This window comes from Sphingomonas sp. GC_Shp_3 (genome assembly GCF_026540945.1).
In the GTDB taxonomy this organism is placed as follows: domain Bacteria; phylum Pseudomonadota; class Alphaproteobacteria; order Sphingomonadales; family Sphingomonadaceae; genus Sphingomonas.
This window is the reverse complement of the sequence record NZ_JALNUT010000002.1, coordinates 407587-425042: the sequence shown is the minus strand read 5'-3', so window position 1 is coordinate 425042 and position 17456 is coordinate 407587. Positions and strand designations below refer to the sequence as shown.

The following is a 17456-nucleotide window of genomic DNA, read 5'->3' as shown; positions in this document are numbered from 1 at the left end:
TTGGCGCAGACCCTGACCCGGGCCTCATCGCAGCCGCCCGATCGACGGCGATGTTAAAGAAGCGGTCCCGCTCCATACCGGGCGAGGTCATCGTGTTCGATCTGGGCTAGGACAATTCGGCTCGCCGCTACGGCAGCACCACGCGCGGAAATGTCCTGCTCAGCGGCACGCCATGCCAGGCTGAGGTCCGTATAGCCGAGCGCGCCGGCGATACCCGCGAGCCGGTGCGCTTGATCGGTAGAATCCGTGTCTTCTGCCAGCGCCGTGCAGAGCGTGTCGGCGAACCGTGCGATCATGGCCGCAGCGTCGCGCGCGCCGAGCAGACGGACCAGCCGATAGAACGGGGAGAACGGCGCAACGCGCAATGCGTGATCGCTCAAGGCCCCCGTAAAGACCTCGATCGCAGCCACCAGCATGGCCGCGTCCCCAGGCGGCAACAGGGCATTTGTTCCGGGCCAGCGCACGTCGCCATGCTGGAGTACGGGCACGCCGGCGGCAGGCAGTGCGGTGCCCCGCAGTCGGGCGAGTACGTCGGCAGCGCCGACCGCGCGCGAGTCGAGAAGCACCAGCGCCACATCCGGCGTGAGCGCACCGATCGCCCGATCAGGATCGGCGGTGATGGTGGTGCGCCAACCATTCGGCGTCAGCAAGCTCGCCCATGTGCGGCACAGATCGATGTCGTCGCTGAATAGAATGGCAGCGCTGGTCACATCGGCGGCTTCTCTGGGGCGTTGTGCGGCGATATCGGAGGAATATCGGCTTGTCCTCACAACGTCGCTTGATCGTTTTGGCAATTTGGACAAGAATTGCCCAGTAAACAAGGTCATATAATAAAGCGAAAGGGCGGTTATGGTCGCGGCGCGGCGGCTTCTGGTGGCGGACGATCATCCGCTCATCAGCAACGGCATACAACTCGCCGTGCATGCACGCATTCCGGACATTGCGATCGACACGACCACGACGATCGCCGGTGCGCGCGCGCTGATCGCGGCCCATGGCGGTTATGATCTGGTCCTGCTTGATTTTCGGCTGCCTGACGCGCGTGGTTTCTCCGGGTTCTTCGAGTTGCAGCAGGATCTCGGAAACCGGCCGATCGCAATCATTTCGGCAAGTGACGACACGACGCTGGTCGCTGCCGCGCGCGCGGTCGGCGCGTCGGGGTTTTTGTCCAAGGCGGACTCGCTTGACGCGCTGGTTGGTGCGGTTGGCGCGCTGCTTGCCGGTGAAAGGGTGTTTCCGCCCGTTGACAGCGGCGCGCTAGACTCTCTTCAGATGCGGCTTGCCACGCTTTCGGCGTCGCAACGGCGCGTGCTGGTGGCGCTGGTCGAGGGGCGGCTCAACAAGCAGATCGCGGGCGATCTCAACGTCACCGAAGCGACCGTGAAGGCGCACCTCACCGCGATCTTCCGCAAGATCGGTGTGCAGAACCGCGTGCAGGCGATCCTAACGATGCAGCCGTTGCTCAATCCGCAACATTCCCTGTGAACGACATCCCGGTTCTCACGCCAAATTGGGAACCGAAGCTGTGGCGGACGTTCGGTGCCGCCGCCGCACTGTCACTGGGCCTGTTTCTGCTCGCCGCCGTGTTCGGGGTGGAATACGACCATTCCACCCAGACCTCCGCAAACGTAAATCGCACGTATCGGGAACGGGTCGAGATCGACACGTTGCTCGCCGCCCTGCGGGACGCCGAGACGGCTCAGCGCGGCTATGTCATCACCGGCGATGCGGCGTTTCTCGTTCCCTACCGCACCGCACGGGCAGGCTTCGAGCGGCAGGCGACCTCGCTTGGCGATACGTTTCGCCATCTACCGGGCCAACAACGCAGGCTGGCGCGGCTGCGCGAGCTTGCCACGGCCAAGTTCGCCGAAATGGAGAAGATGAGCGCGCTACGGGCAGCGCAGGGGCTCGATGCAGCCGCGGCAGGCGTTCGCGAAGGCGAGGGCGCGCGGCTTATGTCTGCGATCGGTAACATACACGCCGCGATGGTCGACGAACAGAATCGCTTGCTGCGCGATGGCCTCGCTCGCCAGCGCACGCGCGTGGCCGCGACGCGCCGGATGATCTGGGAACTGGTGCTGACGATGGCGGTTAGCGCGTTCGTGCTCGGCTATCTGTTCTGGCGCGCTCGCAGCCACGCCCACAGTCTTGCGCTGAAGGCGGTGCGTTTCGGCATCCATCAGAACGCCATCTTCGATGCCGCGCAGGATGCCATCGTCCTGCTCAATCCGCATGGATGCATTGAAACGGTGAACCCTGCCGCAGAACGCTTGTTCGGCTATGCAGCGCCCGACCTGCTGCGGCGCGATATCGCTGTGCTGGTCGACCTCGCACCGGGGAAGGGACTGTTTCTTGATCGGCTCGGCTATCGTGCCGAAGGGCTGGCCGATCCGTTCCGAACGCAGTTGCACGCGCGGCGGCAGAACGGTGCGCTGCTTCCGGTGGAGGCGTCGCTCGGTGCGATGGCGTTGCCTGATGGCACGCATGTCGTCGTCGCCTTCCGCGATGTCAGTGAGCGTGAGCGGGCAGAGGAACTCCGAGCCCGCTTCCTCTCGACCGTGAGCCACGAACTGCGCACGCCGCTGACTTCGGTGATCGGTGCGCTCGGGCTTTTACGCGGCGGCATCGTGGCCGGCGTACCGGCGGAAGCCCAGCGGCTGGTGGCGATCGCCGAAGCCAATGCGACCCGGCTGATCCGGCTGGTCAACGATCTGCTCGATATCGAGACGCTGGAGGCGGGCGCGATGCGTTTCGACTTCCAGTCATTCGATCTGCGGGGCGCGATGGCGGACGCCATCGAGACGATGCGCGGCCTGGCCGAGGGGCGCGGCGTTGCGCTGCGACTTGAGACCGGTGAGAGGCCCGCGATCGTGCACGGCGACAGCGACCGTTTGGTGCAGGTCTTGAGCAACCTGTTGTCGAACGCCGTCCGATTTTCGCCAGAAAACGGCGCGGTGGTGCTATCATTGGAGGTGACGCTCGCGCGCGCAATCGTATCGGTGCAGGACGCGGGGCCGGGAATCGATCCGGAGCTCGGCCGGAGACTGTTCACGCGCTTCGGGCAAGGTGCCCGCCCGGCGGGGGCATCGGCGGGATCCGGGTTGGGGCTGACCATCGCGCGCGAGATCATGCGGGCGCATGGCGGTCGCATATGGCATGCTCCGTCCGAACAGGGGACGCGTTTCTGCTTTGAACTGCCGCTGTGGAGCGGTGACGCATGAACATTCTTTATGTCGACGACGAGACCGACATCCGCACGATTGTGGCGTTGGCATTCCGGCTCGACCCTGGTCTTGACGTCAAGATGGCGGAATCCGGCCCGGATGCTCTGCGCATCGTCGATGCGGGCGGCTGGAAGCCGGATATCGCCATGATCGACATGATGATGCCGGACATGTCGGGGGCGGACCTGCTCAGCGCCCTGCGCATGCGCGCCGGGCTGGAGGCGCTGCCTGTGCTCTTCGTCACCGCGAGCGCGCGCCCCGACGATATACGGGCGTATCTCGACCTTGGCGCGAACGGCGTCATCACGAAGCCATTCGATCCGATGTCGCTGGCACGGACAGTGCGACGTCGCTACGCCGAGATCTCCGCCTAGGCACCGACGTGCCGAATCGCTAGGTGGAGGAGCGCATCGAGATACCGTGCCGCGATGACGCTGTGACGTCATGACCGACGTGCGACCCGTTCTGCCTTTACGACCCTGGTCGAAAGTTCCTGCGACGTTGGTCGAATCAGCCTTAGACCTTGGTCGCAAATGCGCCTGATACGTAGTGCGCTTGTAAGTGCTGCTTAACCGAGGTGCGTGTTCTTGCCCCTGTGCACATCAAAGTGCGCAAGGGTCGTTGCAATGTCTCCGCTTTCGATACAGCAAGACAAAATCCGGTGTGTTCGCCGTATTGCGGTGTCATGTGTGTTGCTTGCAGCAATTACACCCGAGGTATTTTACTCCTCTGCGTCTGCGCAGGTCGCTGCCGGCACTATAATTCCTAATGTGGCGACTGCGATATACGAAACAAGCGGGGCGAAGAACTCAACGTCATCAAACCTAGCCTCCGTGCAGATCGCGGAGAAGCTTGATGTTGCAGTTGCTGTCGTGACGCCACGTACCGTTATAACCGGCGATGCTGCCGTCACTGGCGTGCCGTTCGTCGTCACCAACACAGGAAACGGCAGCGAAGCGTTCGCGCTTTCCGCGACGACCAACCAAGCAGCGGCTACCGTGACAGGCTACGCGATCGATCGCGATGGCAACGGCGCTTACGATGCCGCTGTCGACACGCTGCTGAGCGGTGCCGTGCTGCCGGCGATCGGCGCGGGTGTGCAGCAGCGCGTCTTGGTGCTGGTCGCCGCTGCCGGCGTCGCCGGTGACGACGTTACGGTCACGACGAGCGTGCGCGCGACCACGGGGACTGGTGCGCCAGGAACGACCTTTGCGGGTCAGGGGGATGGTGGCGGCGACGCGGTGGTTGGCACGACCGGAGCGGCGGCCAGCGCGGAGGCGCTGCTGGTACGCGCGGTCGCCGCGCCGACGCTCGTCAAGGCGCAGAGCGTCGCCGCGCCCGATGGCAGCGCACGCGCGATCCGCGGCGCGACCATCACCTACACGCTCACCGCGCATTTCTTTGGCGCCACGCCGGCGGCGGTGATCGCCGATCCCGTTCCCGCCGGCACCCGCTACCGCGCCGGCTCGCTCCGGCTCGACGGCGGTGCGCTTGGCGACGCCGGCTCTTTCGACGGCAGCACCGTCCGCGTCGCGCTCGGCGACATCGCGGCGGCGGGCGACCGCGTCATCACCTTTCAAACGACGATCCAGTGAGGAGTGCACCCGTGAACCGCAACGCCAAGACCATCCGACTGTTCGCCGCCGCCGCGCTTGCGGCGGCGCTCGCCACACCGGCCTTCGCGGCTGGTCCGCTTCAGGTCGCCTCCAAGGTGCTGACCGAGAAGAAGACCGCCGCCGCCGACGGCACCACCCGCGTCGCGCTGGTGCAGGCCACGAAGGTCGTGCCGGGCGACAAGGTCGTGTTCGTGCTCGATTACCGCAACACCGGCACGCAGCCGCTCGGCAACGTGGTGCTCGACAATCCGGTCCCGCAGCAGCTCGCCTACCGCAGCGCCGCGCAAGGATCGCCCACGCCCGAGGTTTCGGTCGACGGCCACACCTATGGAGAGCTCAGCGCACTGCGCGTGCGGACCGCCGCCGGCGGCACGCGCCCCGCGAGCCCCGATGATGTCACCCACGTCCGGTGGCGCCTGACGAGCCCGATCACGGCCGGCTCGCATGGCCAATTGGCGTTCCAGGCCGTGCTGAAATGATCCCCGACCCGTCCTCAACCAAACCAAATGATCGCAGGGAGTTACACTACATGTTCGTCAACAAGGTCAGGCTGATGCTGTTATCCGGCACGGCCATCATCGCCACCGCTGGGACGGCGCAAGCCGCGCAGACCCAGGCGGGCACTACCATCACCAACACCGCGCAGGTGACCTACACCGTCAACGGCTCGGCGCAGACCACCAATTCGACGACCGCGACCTTCGTGGTCGATCGCAAGGTCAACTTCACGCTGATCACCGATCAGACGTCGAACACCAAGGTCAACGTCGGCCAGATCGGTGCGGTCACCAGCTACAAGCTGACCAACACCACCAACGGCACGCAGGACTTCCTGCTCGATACGGCGCAAGCGGTGCCGCTCGGCGCGCTGCCCGGCACGCCCGACTTCACGCTGAACAACATCAAGGTGTTCGTCGATGCGAACGGCAACGGCGTGTACGATCCGGGCACCGATACCGCAACCTATGTCGACCAGCTCGCGCCCGATGCCTCGGTCGAGATCTTCATCGTCGGCGACGTGCCGACGACCGGCAGCTCGAACCTCGCGCAGGTCGCGCTGCACGCTACCGTGGCGGACGGCAACGCCGCCAACGTCAAGGGCACCGCGCTGATCCCGACCGACCTCAACCTCGCCAATGCCGACCAGACCGTCGATATCGTGTTCGCCGACAATGACAGCGACGGTACGCTGTACCTCGGCGATATCGCGCGTAACGGCCAGGCGATCGCCTATGCCGGATATGAAGCCGGCGCGCGCAATGTGGCACTGACCGTCACCAAGACCGCGCGGGTGATCTCCGACGACGTAAACAATCTGGTCAATCCGAAGGCGCTGCCCGGCGCCGTCGTGGAATATTGCCTGACCGTCAACAACGCGACCGCCGGCGTTCCAGCCAGTAACGTGGTGCTGACCGACGTCGTACCGGCCAACACGACGTTCGTGCCCAACACGCTGACGATCGGCGCGCCCGGCGTGGCCGGCACATCGTGCACGCTGGCATCGCTCGGCACCACCACCGGCTATACCGGTGCGTACGACACCTCGACCAAGACGGTGACGGCGACGATCCCGAGCGTCGCCGGCAGTGCCTCGGTCGCTGCGTCATTCCGCGTGACGATCAACTAAGCGCTACCAGACCCCAATCGCACTACAGGAGAACCGCGCTTCCGGCGCGCGCAGCCACGCGCGCCGGAACGTGACACCCCATGTCCATATTCCGCCACGCCTTGAAGACCAGCGCGGTTGCGCTTTGTCTCGGCACTGTCGCCGCACCCGTGTGCGCGCAGACGGTGGATCATGTCGATAATACCGCCACGCTGACCTTTACGGGCGCGCGCGGACCCACCACGATTTCATCAAACACCGTCAGCCTCGCGGTCGACCGGACCAAGGTTCCGACCCGGCTGAGCTTCCGCCTTCTCCCCATCGGTTATCAGCTCACCGGTATGACATGCGAGACCGTGCCCGCGGTCCGCTTCACACCGGCGCCGATCGACGCCGCGACGCTCGCGGCAGCTCCGCCCACCAAGACGCTGGACGTGAACGAAGCGCAGATCATCGTTCTGGAAAATGCCGGGGCGAACCACGACCCGAACACGCGCGATACGGTTGCGATCACCGTAACGTCGGGTGGTCACAGCAACCCGCTGCCCTTGCTGGAAACCGGGCCGAACACGGGTGTCTTCGCCGGAGGCGTGCCCGCGATCTCCGATCACAGCGCCGGGATCGCAGCATGCAACCCGCAGACGGATCGCGGCGTGAACCTTTCGCTGTCCTTCGCCGAGGACGATGACAGCTACGGATCGACCGCCTCGATCCTGGTCGATCCCGCCGGCTATGTGTTCGATTCCACCTCCGGTGCGCTGGTCGACGGCGCGATCGTCACGTTGCTCGACGACAACGACCAGCCCGCCAAGGTCTATGGCGACGACGGGATCAGCGCCTATCCCTCCACCGTCACCAGCGGCGCGTCGGCAAACGATGCGAGCGGCCGCGTATATACCTTCAGCCAGGGCAATTACCGCTTCCCGCTGGTTGCGCCGGGTACCTACCACATCAAGGTGACGCCGCCGGGGCACTATACCGCGCCTTCCGTGAAGTCGGCGACGGAGCTGGCGGCGTTGCGCGATCCGGTCGGCAAGCCGTTCATTCTGAACGTGGCCTCGACCGGCGGGCGCTTCACTATCGCCGACGCCAACCCGTTCTATACCGACATCCCGCTCGACCGGCCGAAGGACGCGATGTTGCTGCTGACCAAGACCGCGTCAGTGCGCGAGGCGGCGCCGGGCGATTTCGTCCAGTACCGGCTGACGCTGGCCAACCGCGACACGATTCCGGTCACCGATATCCACCTCACCGACCTGTTGCCGTCGCCCTTGCGCTATGAGCGCGGCTCGGCACGCGGGGTCGCGGAGCCGACCGTCTCGACCGATGGCAAGAATCTGGCCTTCATCGTGCCGCGCCTCGCGCCGGCGCAGTCGATCGATGTAACCTATGTGGTTTCCGTAAAGCCCGGTGCGGCCACCGGCGAGGCGCTCAACCGCGTGCTCGGGTCTGGCAGCAACGGCGCGACTTCGAACGAGGCGGCGGCATCGGTGCGCGTGCGCCCGCTGCTGTTCACCGACGGCTTCACCATCATCGGCCGCGTCACCGAGGGCGCGTGCGGCGATCCCGTCTCCAAGCGCAAGGGGCTGCCCGGAATCCGTCTGCTGATGGAGGACGGCACCTATGTGTCGACCGATCGCGACGGCCTGTACCATTTCGAGGGCGTCCGCGTCGGCCGGCATGTCGTCCAGCTCGATACGCAGAGCATCCCCGCGACCTATGAAGCGGTGGCGTGCGACAAAGATACGCGGCAGGCGGGCAGCGCGATCTCGCGCTTCGTCGAGGCGGATGGGGGCCTGCTCAAGCGCGTCGATTACCAGCTCCGCCCGACCGGCAAGAAGGCCGCCGCCGCGCAGCCGCTGCCGATCACGGTGGCAAGCGATGCCGACGCGGCGGGCAACCGCGACTGGCTGGCCGGTCAGGCGCCAGGCGTCGCCATGCTGTTCCCCGCCGAGGGCCACAACCCGCGCGCGCCGACGCTGCGTGTCGTCATCAAGCATCTCCCCGGCCAGCGTGTCGCGCTCCGCATCAACGGTGCGCCGGTCGATACGCTCGCGTTCGACACCACCGATACCGATGCCGCGCACGGCGTGGCGGTGTCGCGCTGGACTGGTATCCCCCTGAACGAAGGCGATAACCAGCTCGAAGCACGCGTGCTCGACGCGCAGAGCAACCTCGTCACCACGCTGACCCGCACGGTCCATTCCGGCAGCATCGCGGTGCGCGCGACCTTCGCGCCCGACAAGAGCCGCCTCGTCGCCGATAGCCTGACCCGCCCGCTGATCGCAGTGCGTGTGACGGACCGCGACGGCCGCCCGGTGCGCGACGGGACGATCGTGCCGTTCCGTGTCGACCAGCCCTATACCGCGGCGGTCGAGGCCGAACTTGAACAGGCGCGCCAAACCGCCGGCAAGGGCCGCAGCGCCACCACCGCGCGCGTGACCGGCGACGACGGCCTCGCCTTCATCGCGCTCGAACCCACCACGCAGGCCGGCGCGGTACACGCCACCGTCAGCCTGACCGAGGAGAAGGTTACGCGCGACAGCGACATCCGTGCGTGGCTGGCCGGGTCCGCGAAGCAGTGGACCGTGGTCGGGTTCGGTGCGGGGACGCTCGGCTACGACACGCTGAAGTCGCGCTCCAGCGCGCTGCCGCGCGCCGATCGCAACCGCGTTGTCACCGACGGGCAGATGGCGTTCTATGCCAAGGGCCGCGTCAAGGGATCGTGGCTGCTGACGCTCGCTTACGACAGCGACCGCAAGTACGACCGTGATCGGGGCCTGCTCGGCCAGATCGACCCCGACAAATATTACACCGTTTATGGCGATGGCTCGCGCCAGGGCTATGACGCGCCGACCGCGAAGAAGCTTTACGTCCGGCTCGAGCGCAAGGAACTCTATGCGCTGTTCGGCGACTATGAGACTGGCCTCACCGACACGCAGTTGATGCGCTACAGCCGCACGCTGAACGGCGCCAAGGTCGGCTACGAGGGCCGCCACCTGCTCGTCACCGCGTTCGCCGCCAAGACCGACCAGCGTTATGCGCGCGACGAGATCCAGGGCAATGGCCTGTCCGGTCCGTACCGCCTGTCCGGCCGCGACATCGTGCCGAACAGCGATCAGGTGCGGATCGAGGTGCGCGACCGCTTCCGGTCTGAGCTGATCGTCTCCACCACGCAGCTGACGCGGCATATCGATTACGACATCGACACCTCGCTCGGCACGCTGCGCTTCCGCTCGCCCGTGCTGACGCGCGATGCCAACCTCAACCCGACCTTCATCGTGGTCGATTACGAGACCTATGGTAGCGGCGACAAGGTCGTCGGCGGTGGCCGCGTTGCGACGCGCTTTGCCAAGGGCAAGGTCGAGGTCGGCGTGAGCGGCCTGCACGACGAGACGGCGGGCAACGCCTCGCTGTTGGGCATGGACGTAAAGGCCAAGCCGACCCGCACCACCGAGATTCGCGCGGAAGCCTCGACCGGCGGCAAGACCGGCCTCTCCGATGGCAAGGCGTTTCTGGCGGAAGTGGAGCATCATTCGGCGGGCAAGGACGGGCTGTTCTACGTGCGCCAGCAGGATTACGGCTTCGGCGTCGGCCAGCAGAACGTGGTCGAGGCGGGCACGCGCAAGTTCGGGTTTGACGGCCGGGTCGTCGTCACGCCCAAGATCACGGTGACCGGCAGCGCCTGGCATCAGCAGCAGCTCGACACGGCGGGCACCCGCACCGCCGCCGAGGTTCGCGCGGAATATCGCCGCGCCACCGGCACGATCTTCGTCGGCGGGCAACTGGCGATGGATCGCGGCATCGACGGCAAGGATCGCGACTCGCGGCTCCTCACGCTCGGCGGCACGCAGGCGCTGATGGGCGGCAAGCTCGGCATCACCGGCCAGACGCAGTTCGCGCCGGGCGGCGACAAGGCGAGCGTGGACTTTCCCGTGCGCCACCAGATCACCGCATCGTATCGCATCACGCCCGGCATCCGCCTGATCGGCGGCTACGAGATCGCGAATGGCAAGGATTACAGCGCGAACACCGCGCAGGTCGGTTTCGACGTCAAGCCGTGGACCGGCGCCAAGCTGATGAGCACGATCAACCAGCAGGCGATCGGCGAGAACGGCCAGCGTACCTTTGCGCAATATGGCATGAACCAGTCGCTGCCGATCGGTCAGCACTGGACGCTGGACGCCTCGCTCGACGCCAGCACCACGGTACGCGGCAAGATCCCAACGGGTGCGGTCATCAACGCGTTCCAGCCGGTCGCCTCTGGCGGGAGCCTGTCGCAGCAGGGGCAGGACGCCAACGGCAATTACGTCGCGGTGACGTTGGGTGCGGGCTACCGCGCGGCGAAATGGTCCTGGAACGGGCGCGGCGAATATCGGGGTGGCAGCAACGACACGCGCTGGGGCTTCACCAGCAACCTGCTGCGCACTTTGGGCGAAGGCAAGACGCTCGCTTCCGGCGTCAAGTACAACCGCGTGACCGACAAGACCGGCAAAGTCGCCACCTTCCTCGATGCCGATCTCGCGCTCGCTTACCGACCGCTCGACAGCCGCTGGTCGGTGCTGGAACGGCTCGAACTGCGCAACGAGAAGGCGGATGCGGGCGTGAGTGCGGGCAACGTGCTGGGCGTGTCGAGCTATGGTGCTGCGGGGCAGACCACGCTGCGGCTCGTCAACAATCTCGCGCTCAACTACCGCAGCGGCGCGGAAGGCGTCGGCCACGGGTTTGAGGCGACGGTCTATTACGGCGCGAAGTGGGTGCGCGGCAGCTTCGGCGCGGACGATTACACCGGCTATATCGACGTGACCGGCTTCGACCTGCGCAAGGATATCGGCCGCAAGTTCGATATCGGCGTGCAAGGTTCGGTCCAGCACGCCTGGGGCCGCGGCAGCTTCGCCTTCTCGGGCGGGCCGTCGGCGGGGGCGTCACCGGCGCCGAACCTGTGGATCAGCGCGGGCTACAACGTGGCGGGCTACCGCGACCGCGATTTCGAACAGGACCGCTATACCCGCAAGGGTCCATATGTCACGATGCGGCTGAAGTTCGACCAGCTCGGCCTCGGGTCGATCGGGCGGCGGTTCATGGGAGCGGGGCGATGAACAGGATCGTGACAGCCCTGATCGCGTTCCTGTCGGTACTGGCGCCGGGCAGCGCCTTTGCCGACCAGATCACGATCACCCGGGCGACGACGGTGATCTCCGACACCATGAACAACGCGAACCCGCGCCTGTTCACGGATTCGGTGATGGACTACAAGCTGACCTTCAACAACCCGCTAGGCAATGCGCTCACGCCGGTCCGGAACATGGTCATCGTCGAGAACATCCCGACGAACTGCGACCTTCAGGTCACCGATCTCGCCGGCACCAGCAAGGGGCCGGTCGAGTTCCTCGACGGCAGCCTGCTCGGCACCGGGCTGGCCAGCAGCGGGCTGACCTACACCTACAATCCGGCGGTGGTCGATAGTATCGAGTTTTCCACCGACGGCAGCACCTGGACGTCCAATGCCAGTGCCACATCCGGGAATTACAATCCGAGCATCCGTGCGATCCGAATCACGTTGGCGGGCACCTTCGCGACTTCGACCGCATTCCAGCTTCGGTACCGGGTGAAGATCAGATAGGGAGAGAGCCATGACCAAGACCAGGCCACCGCGCGCGATCGGCCTGTCCGGATGTGACGAGGTCATCGCGCGCAGGGCGGCGGACCTGTTGGAGAATACGGCGGCAAGCGGGACACTTGCCATCGAATCCGCCATCGCCACCGCCATTCGGGAGCGTCGGCTCGACGATGCGGTGACGCTGCAACGCGCGGCATTTCGCGCGCGGATGCTGGGCGGGATCAACCGTGCCCGTAGCGGCTTCGACGAGGAGCAGCGCGTGCTGCTCGACATGCCGGCGGAGCGGCGCGCGCGGCGACGATCGGTGACGTTGCTGACGATCGGCAAGATCGCGATCGGCCGGGTCGAGCATCCGTGCATGGTGCGCGACCTGTCGGAGGCGGGAGCGGGTATCGCCTGCGAGGTTGCGCTAGCGGTCGGGCAGGCGGTGACGCTGGCGATGCGTGGCCTGCCGCCGACGCCGGCACGCGTGCGCTGGTACGACGGCAAGTTCGGTGGCGTGCAGTTCGAGTCCGTGCAGGACGCGCAAGTGATCCTGAGCGTATCGCTCCGGCGCGACGCCGACGTGCCGCGTGCGCCGCGCGTGGCGATCGAAACGCCGGTGGTGCTCACCGCAAGCGACCGGTGCTTCGCGATGGTGGCGGCGGATATCTCGCCCGGCGGCATGAAGCTGCGCGGCGGCTGCGACGTCGTGGTCGGCACGACGGTGGAACTGCGGGTCGGTGCGATGCGCGAGGTGCTGTCAGGCACGATCTGCTGGCGGCAGCCGGACCTGATCGGCATCCGTTTCACGCAAATGCTCACCGCCGCGCAGATGGCCCACCTCGTAGCTACGGGAAGTGTATAACCAAATAGGATAAAAATCTCTGTCCTACAGCATCCCGCCACGTCTAGGAGACTTGGCATGACGGGGCGTCGCCTCCAGCGGGGGAATGCGGGATGGGTGAAGGTGTTGATGATCCGCGACGTCGTGGGCGCGCGATGGTCGGGTGGACGAAGCGGATGCGCGGCGTGTTTCTCGATTCGCTGGCGCTGGGCGGCAACGTGCGGCAGGCCGCGGAGGCGGCGGGTGGGACGCATGATAGCGCTTATGCGCTGCGGCGGCGCGATCCGGCGTTCGCGGAGGGTTGGGACGCGGCGGTGGCGACCGTCTACGCCCGGCTCGAGGCGGAGCTGCTGGCGCGTGCGATCGGCAACCGGCCGGTCGACTTTGACGCGGCGCTGGCGCTGAAGGTGCTGGCGCGCTACGAATCACAGGTGCCGCGTGGGCGGATGCGGGCGGGCACGGAGCGCACCGCCTCGCTCGACACGGTTGAGCGGTCGCTGACGCGCAAGCTGGCGGCTTTGGCCAAGCGCATGCCGGTGGCATCGTGAACGGAGAAGGGCTGGTGCTGCTGGTGCGGCAGCTTGCGGCGTTGCCGACGAAGGACCGGGTGCGGGTAATCCGCAGCCTGCCGCCAGAGGAGAAGCGCGCGCTCAACGCGGCCTGGATCGCCTGGGCGCATACCGGGCAGTACCGCCCCGCTGGCGACTGGCGGGTGTGGCTCATCAAGGCCGGGCGCGGCTTCGGCAAGACCCGCGCGGGCGCGGAGTGGGTGAGCGAGATCGCGCGGCAACGCCCGGGGGCACGGATCGCTTTGGTCGGCGCGACGATCGAGGATGTGTCGCGGGTGATGGTGGAGGGCGACAGCGGCATCCTGTCGGTCGCGCGACCCGACGAAAGTGTCGGCTGGCAGCGCAGCACCGGCGAGATCGTTTTCGCTTCCGGCGCATCGGCCTACACCTATTCGGCGGAGGCGGCGGAGAAATTGCGCGGGCCGCAGCATCATGTCGCGTGGTGCGACGAGGTCGCCAAATGGCGGCATGGCGAGGCGGTTTGGACCAATCTGATGCTGGGGCTTCGGCTGGGCGAGCGGCAACAGGTGCTGGTGACCACGACACCGCGGCCGGTGCCGCTGCTCAGGCGGATCATGGCGATGGACGGTCTGGCGACGACCGGCGGCGCCACGCGCGACAATCCGCATCTGGCGGCGGCGTTCGTCGCCGCGATCGAGCAGGAATATGGCGGCACGCGCACCGGGCGGCAGGAGATCGACGGCGAGCTGATCGAGGAGCTGCCGGGCGCACTGTGGACGCGCGCCGGGATCGAGGCGTGCCGGGTGCGACACGCGCCCGCGCTGGTGCGCGTGGTGGTCGGCGTCGATCCGCCCGCTGGCACGGCGAGCGGCGACGGCGATGCGTGCGGCATCGTCGCGGCCGGGCTGGGCGAGGATGGCCATGGCTATGTGATCGAGGATGCCAGCGTGGTCGGCGAAAGCCCGGAGGGTTGGGCGCGTGCGGTAGTGGCATGCGCTGGCCGCCACGCGGCGGACCGGGTGGTGGCGGAGGTCAACCAGGGCGGGCAGATGGTGCGTTCGGTGCTGGAACGGGCCGAGCCGTCGCTGCCGATCGTCACCGTCAATGCGACGCGCGGCAAGGCGGCGCGCGCGGAGCCGGTGTCGATCGAATATGCGCGGAGGCGCGTGCATCATGTCGGTGCGTTCCCGCAATTGGAGGACGAGATGTGCGGGCTGATCGCAGGTGGCCGCTATCAGGGGCCGGGGCGATCGCCCGACCGCGCGGATGCGATGGTATGGGCGCTGGCGGAATTGCTGCCCGGCGCGGTGGGCCGCGCGGGCGTGCGGACCCTGTAGTCCGGAGCTTTAGTTGTTATCGCGGCGCGAGCCGTTAGGAGGACGTATGGTTCCAAGGGTTTTGATCGATACGGCACAGGTGCCGGGCGGCGGCGAGATGCGGCTGGTGCAGCGTGGGCCCGATTTCTTCATCATGCTCGGCAACGAGGAATTGATGAGCAGCCGGATGAGCGGTTCGGAAGAAGCTCTCGCGACGATGGCGTGCGAGCGGGTGTCGGTGGAAGCGCCGCACTTCCTGATCGGCGGTTACGGCATGGGCTTCACCTTGCGCGCGGCACTGGCGCACTTGGGTGCGAAGGCGCTGGTTTCGGTGGCGGAATTGGTGCCGCAGGTGGTGGAATGGGCACGCGGGCCGATGGCGGCGTTCACCGGCGACAGTCTTGCCGATCCGCGCGTGGCGATCATCGAGGACGATGTCGGCGCGGTGATCGCTGACGGGCGGGGGACGTATGATGCGATCCTGCTCGATGTCGACAACGGCCCGGACGGGCTGACCCGGCGCGGCAACGATCGCCTCTATTCGCCGCGCGGGCTGGAGGCGGCGCGGGCTGCGCTCAGGCCGGGCGGGGTGCTGGCGATCTGGTCGGCGGCGCCCGACGTGAAGTTCGCGCGACGGCTGCGCGAGACGGATATGGCGGTGGACGAGGTGACGATCCGCGCGCGCGCCAGCGGCAAGGGCGCGCGCCACGTGATCTGGTTCGCGAAGAAGGTTTAGCGCGGCGCTGCTTTCGTAGGCCTTTTATTGGCGGCGGCCTGGGCCAAGATTATCGACGGCTCTGTATCTAAACCCCGGCTCGCGCCGGGGAAGGTGAGGTCGCGTCACTGACGCACGCACGAACAAGGACAACACCATGAAACTCTTCGGCTGGAAATCGGCCGGGCGCGACGTGCGTCCGGTGCTGGCGCGGCATGGCCTGTGGACTGGCGGTGGCGCAGGCGGCGAATGGAGCGACGATTACGTCGCGCAGGTCCGCAGCGGGTATCTCAACAATGCGATCGCGCAACGTTCGGTGCGGCTGGTCGCGCAAGGGTTGGCGAGCGCGCCGGTCGAGGCATCCTCGCCCGAACTGCTCGCGCTGGTGGCGGCGCGATCGGGCGGGCAGGCGCTGATCGAGACCGTGGCGGCGCATCTGCTGCTGCACGGCAACGCCTATGTGCAGATCATGGTCGATGCCGCCGGTGAAGTCGCGGAACTGTTCGCATTGCGCCCCGAACGGGTGAGCGTCGAGGCGGATGCGGGCGGCTGGCCGGTGGCGTATCGCTACCGCGTCGGCGAGCGGGTGACGCGGCTGATCGCGGACGGTCCGCGCCCGGAGGTAGTGCACCTCAAGAGCTTCCATCCGCTTGACGATCACAATGGTCTGGGGTGCCTCGGCGCGGCGGCGGGTGCGGTCGCGCTGCACAATGCGGCGGCGCGCTGGAACAAGGCGCTGCTCGACAATGCGGCGCGGCCGTCGGGTGCGCTGGTGCATGATCCGGGGGATGGCTCGGTGCTGTCGCGCGACCAGTTCGACCGGCTTCGCGCCGAGATGGAGGCGGGCTTTGCCGGCGCGGCCAACGCCGGGCGGCCGATGCTGCTGGAGGGTGGCCTGAAATGGCAGGCGATGAGCATGACGCCTGCCGATATGGATTTCGTTGGGCTGAAGGCGGCGGCGGCGCGGGAGATCGCGTGCAGCTTCGGGGTGCCGCCGATGCTGCTCGGCCTGCCCGGCGACGCGACCTATGCCAATTACAAGGAGGCGAGCCGGGCGCTGTGGCGGCTCGCGATCCTGCCGCTGACGGACACGATCTTCGCGGGGCTGTCGCAGGGGCTGGCGGGCTGGTTCGACGCGCCGTGGCTGCGCGTCAACGTCGACAAGGTGACCGCGCTTGCCGAGGACCGCGAACGATTGTGGGCGCAGGTGAGCGCGGCGGAATTCCTCAGCGACGACGAGAAACGCGCGATGCTCGGGCTCGCGCCGGAAGCAGGAGGTACGGCATGACCAAAGGTGCGGTGCTGGCGCAGTTAATGGCGCAGGGGCAGGCGGAGGGCGGCGATCTCGTGACGCTGCGCGCGATCGCCGAGGAAGCGGGCGAACTCGGCGCGAGCCGGGCGCTGGCGAGGCTCGGGCTGGATGATGCGGGTGCGGCCAAAGACATGGCGGAGCTGCGCGAGTTGCTCGGCGCGTGGCGGGATGCCAAGCGTTCGGCGTGGAAGGCGGTGCTCGGCTGGGTGGCGCGGATCGGCGGGGCGCTGCTGCTGGCGGCGCTCGCCACGCGCTACGGCTTTTCGGACTGGATCAAGTGACGCGCTTCGCCGGCTATGCGGCGGTGTTCGACCGCGCGGATCGCGGTGGCGACGTGGTGCGCGGTGGTGCGTTCGGCGACGTCGGGCCGGTGCCGCTGCTGTGGCAGCACCGTGGGCAACCGGTCGGCGTGATCGAACAGGCGGGCGAGGATGCGCGCGGGCTTCGCGTTATCGGGCGGATCGACAATGCCGATCTGGCACGGCTGGTGCGCTCCGGCGCGGTGTCCGGCCTGTCGTTCGGCTACCGCGTGCAGGCCGCTCACCACGGCCACTATCGTGAACTGACCGCGCTCGATCTGATCGAGGTCAGTCTGGTGGCGCAGCCGATGCAGCCGCTCGCGCGAGTCCACGCGGTCGCCTGACAACACCACAGTTTCAACAGGTTTCAAGCCCGGCGGCGGTGTCGCCGG

Annotated in this window: 16 protein-coding genes; 15 read left to right on the top strand and 1 reads right to left on the bottom strand. The window is 67.1% G+C overall.

The genetic code is table 11. The annotated features are described in order from the left end of the window. Nucleotides 1-53: 53 nt before the first annotated feature. Nucleotides 54-827: a hypothetical protein gene (locus OXR00_RS07685; RefSeq protein ID WP_267387581.1), complete on the bottom strand. Its 774-nt coding sequence runs from the start codon at nucleotides 825-827 to the stop codon at nucleotides 54-56. A 22-nt stretch (nucleotides 828-849) separates the two neighbouring features. Between OXR00_RS07685 and OXR00_RS07680 the strand changes: the two genes are divergently transcribed. The 15 genes from OXR00_RS07680 (at nucleotide 850) to OXR00_RS07610 (ending at nucleotide 17408) form a co-directional block, all read left to right on the top strand. After that, the gene (locus tag OXR00_RS07680; RefSeq protein ID WP_267387568.1) at nucleotides 850-1485 is read left to right on the top strand and encodes a response regulator transcription factor; all 636 of its coding nucleotides are present in this window, start codon (nucleotides 850-852) and stop codon (nucleotides 1483-1485) included. After that, a complete protein-coding gene (locus OXR00_RS07675) occupies nucleotides 1482-3221 on the top strand; it encodes a CHASE3 domain-containing protein (RefSeq protein ID WP_267387567.1) in 1740 nt (579 codons plus the stop codon). Before OXR00_RS07680 ends, OXR00_RS07675 begins: the two co-directional genes overlap by 4 nt. Continuing rightward, complete coding sequence (locus OXR00_RS07670; RefSeq protein ID WP_267387565.1) at nucleotides 3218-3598, top strand: response regulator; 381 nt, start codon at nucleotides 3218-3220, stop codon at nucleotides 3596-3598. The genes OXR00_RS07675 and OXR00_RS07670 overlap by 4 nt, the downstream gene beginning before the upstream one ends. 498 nt (nucleotides 3599-4096) lie before the next feature. Beyond that, nucleotides 4097-4819 (top strand): hypothetical protein, encoded by a 723-nt coding sequence (locus OXR00_RS07665; RefSeq protein WP_267387564.1) that lies wholly within the window; start codon nucleotides 4097-4099, stop codon nucleotides 4817-4819. Nucleotides 4820-4830: 11 nt separating this feature from the next. After that, a complete protein-coding gene (locus tag OXR00_RS07660) occupies nucleotides 4831-5319 on the top strand; it encodes a hypothetical protein (RefSeq protein ID WP_267387563.1) in 489 nt (162 codons plus the stop codon). Nucleotides 5320-5369: 50 nt separating this feature from the next. Beyond that, nucleotides 5370-6467: a hypothetical protein gene (locus OXR00_RS07655; protein WP_267387561.1), complete on the top strand. Its 1098-nt coding sequence runs from the start codon at nucleotides 5370-5372 to the stop codon at nucleotides 6465-6467. An 80-nt stretch (nucleotides 6468-6547) separates the two neighbouring features. Beyond that, a complete protein-coding gene (locus OXR00_RS07650; RefSeq protein ID WP_267387560.1) occupies nucleotides 6548-11545 on the top strand; it encodes a hypothetical protein in 4998 nt (1665 codons plus the stop codon). After that, nucleotides 11542-12069: a hypothetical protein gene (locus OXR00_RS07645; protein ID WP_267387559.1), complete on the top strand. Its 528-nt coding sequence runs from the start codon at nucleotides 11542-11544 to the stop codon at nucleotides 12067-12069. Before OXR00_RS07650 ends, OXR00_RS07645 begins: the two co-directional genes overlap by 4 nt. Before the next feature lie 10 nt (nucleotides 12070-12079). Continuing rightward, a complete protein-coding gene (locus OXR00_RS07640) occupies nucleotides 12080-12913 on the top strand; it encodes a PilZ domain-containing protein (RefSeq protein ID WP_267387558.1) in 834 nt (277 codons plus the stop codon). Nucleotides 12914-13005: 92 nt separating this feature from the next. After that, entirely contained in the window at nucleotides 13006-13440 is a 435-nt protein-coding gene (locus OXR00_RS07635) for a hypothetical protein (protein ID WP_267387557.1), read from the top strand. Continuing rightward, the gene (locus OXR00_RS07630; protein WP_267387556.1) at nucleotides 13437-14759 is read left to right on the top strand and encodes a terminase family protein; all 1323 of its coding nucleotides are present in this window, start codon (nucleotides 13437-13439) and stop codon (nucleotides 14757-14759) included. The genes OXR00_RS07635 and OXR00_RS07630 overlap by 4 nt, the downstream gene beginning before the upstream one ends. A 46-nt stretch (nucleotides 14760-14805) precedes the next feature. After that, nucleotides 14806-15474 carry a spermidine synthase gene (locus OXR00_RS07625; RefSeq protein ID WP_267387555.1) on the top strand — a complete coding sequence of 223 codons (669 nt, stop codon included), beginning with the start codon at nucleotides 14806-14808 and terminating at the stop codon, nucleotides 15472-15474. A gap of 136 nt (nucleotides 15475-15610) precedes the next feature. Then, nucleotides 15611-16741, top strand: coding sequence for a phage portal protein (locus OXR00_RS07620; RefSeq protein ID WP_267387554.1), 1131 nt, complete (start codon nucleotides 15611-15613; stop codon nucleotides 16739-16741). After that, nucleotides 16738-17046: a DUF6127 family protein gene (locus OXR00_RS07615; protein WP_267387553.1), complete on the top strand. Its 309-nt coding sequence runs from the start codon at nucleotides 16738-16740 to the stop codon at nucleotides 17044-17046. Before OXR00_RS07620 ends, OXR00_RS07615 begins: the two co-directional genes overlap by 4 nt. Continuing rightward, on the top strand, nucleotides 17043-17408 hold the full coding sequence (locus OXR00_RS07610) for an HK97 family phage prohead protease (RefSeq protein WP_267387551.1): 366 nt from the start codon (nucleotides 17043-17045) through the stop codon (nucleotides 17406-17408). The genes OXR00_RS07615 and OXR00_RS07610 overlap by 4 nt, the downstream gene beginning before the upstream one ends. Nucleotides 17409-17456 lie beyond the last annotated feature (48 nt).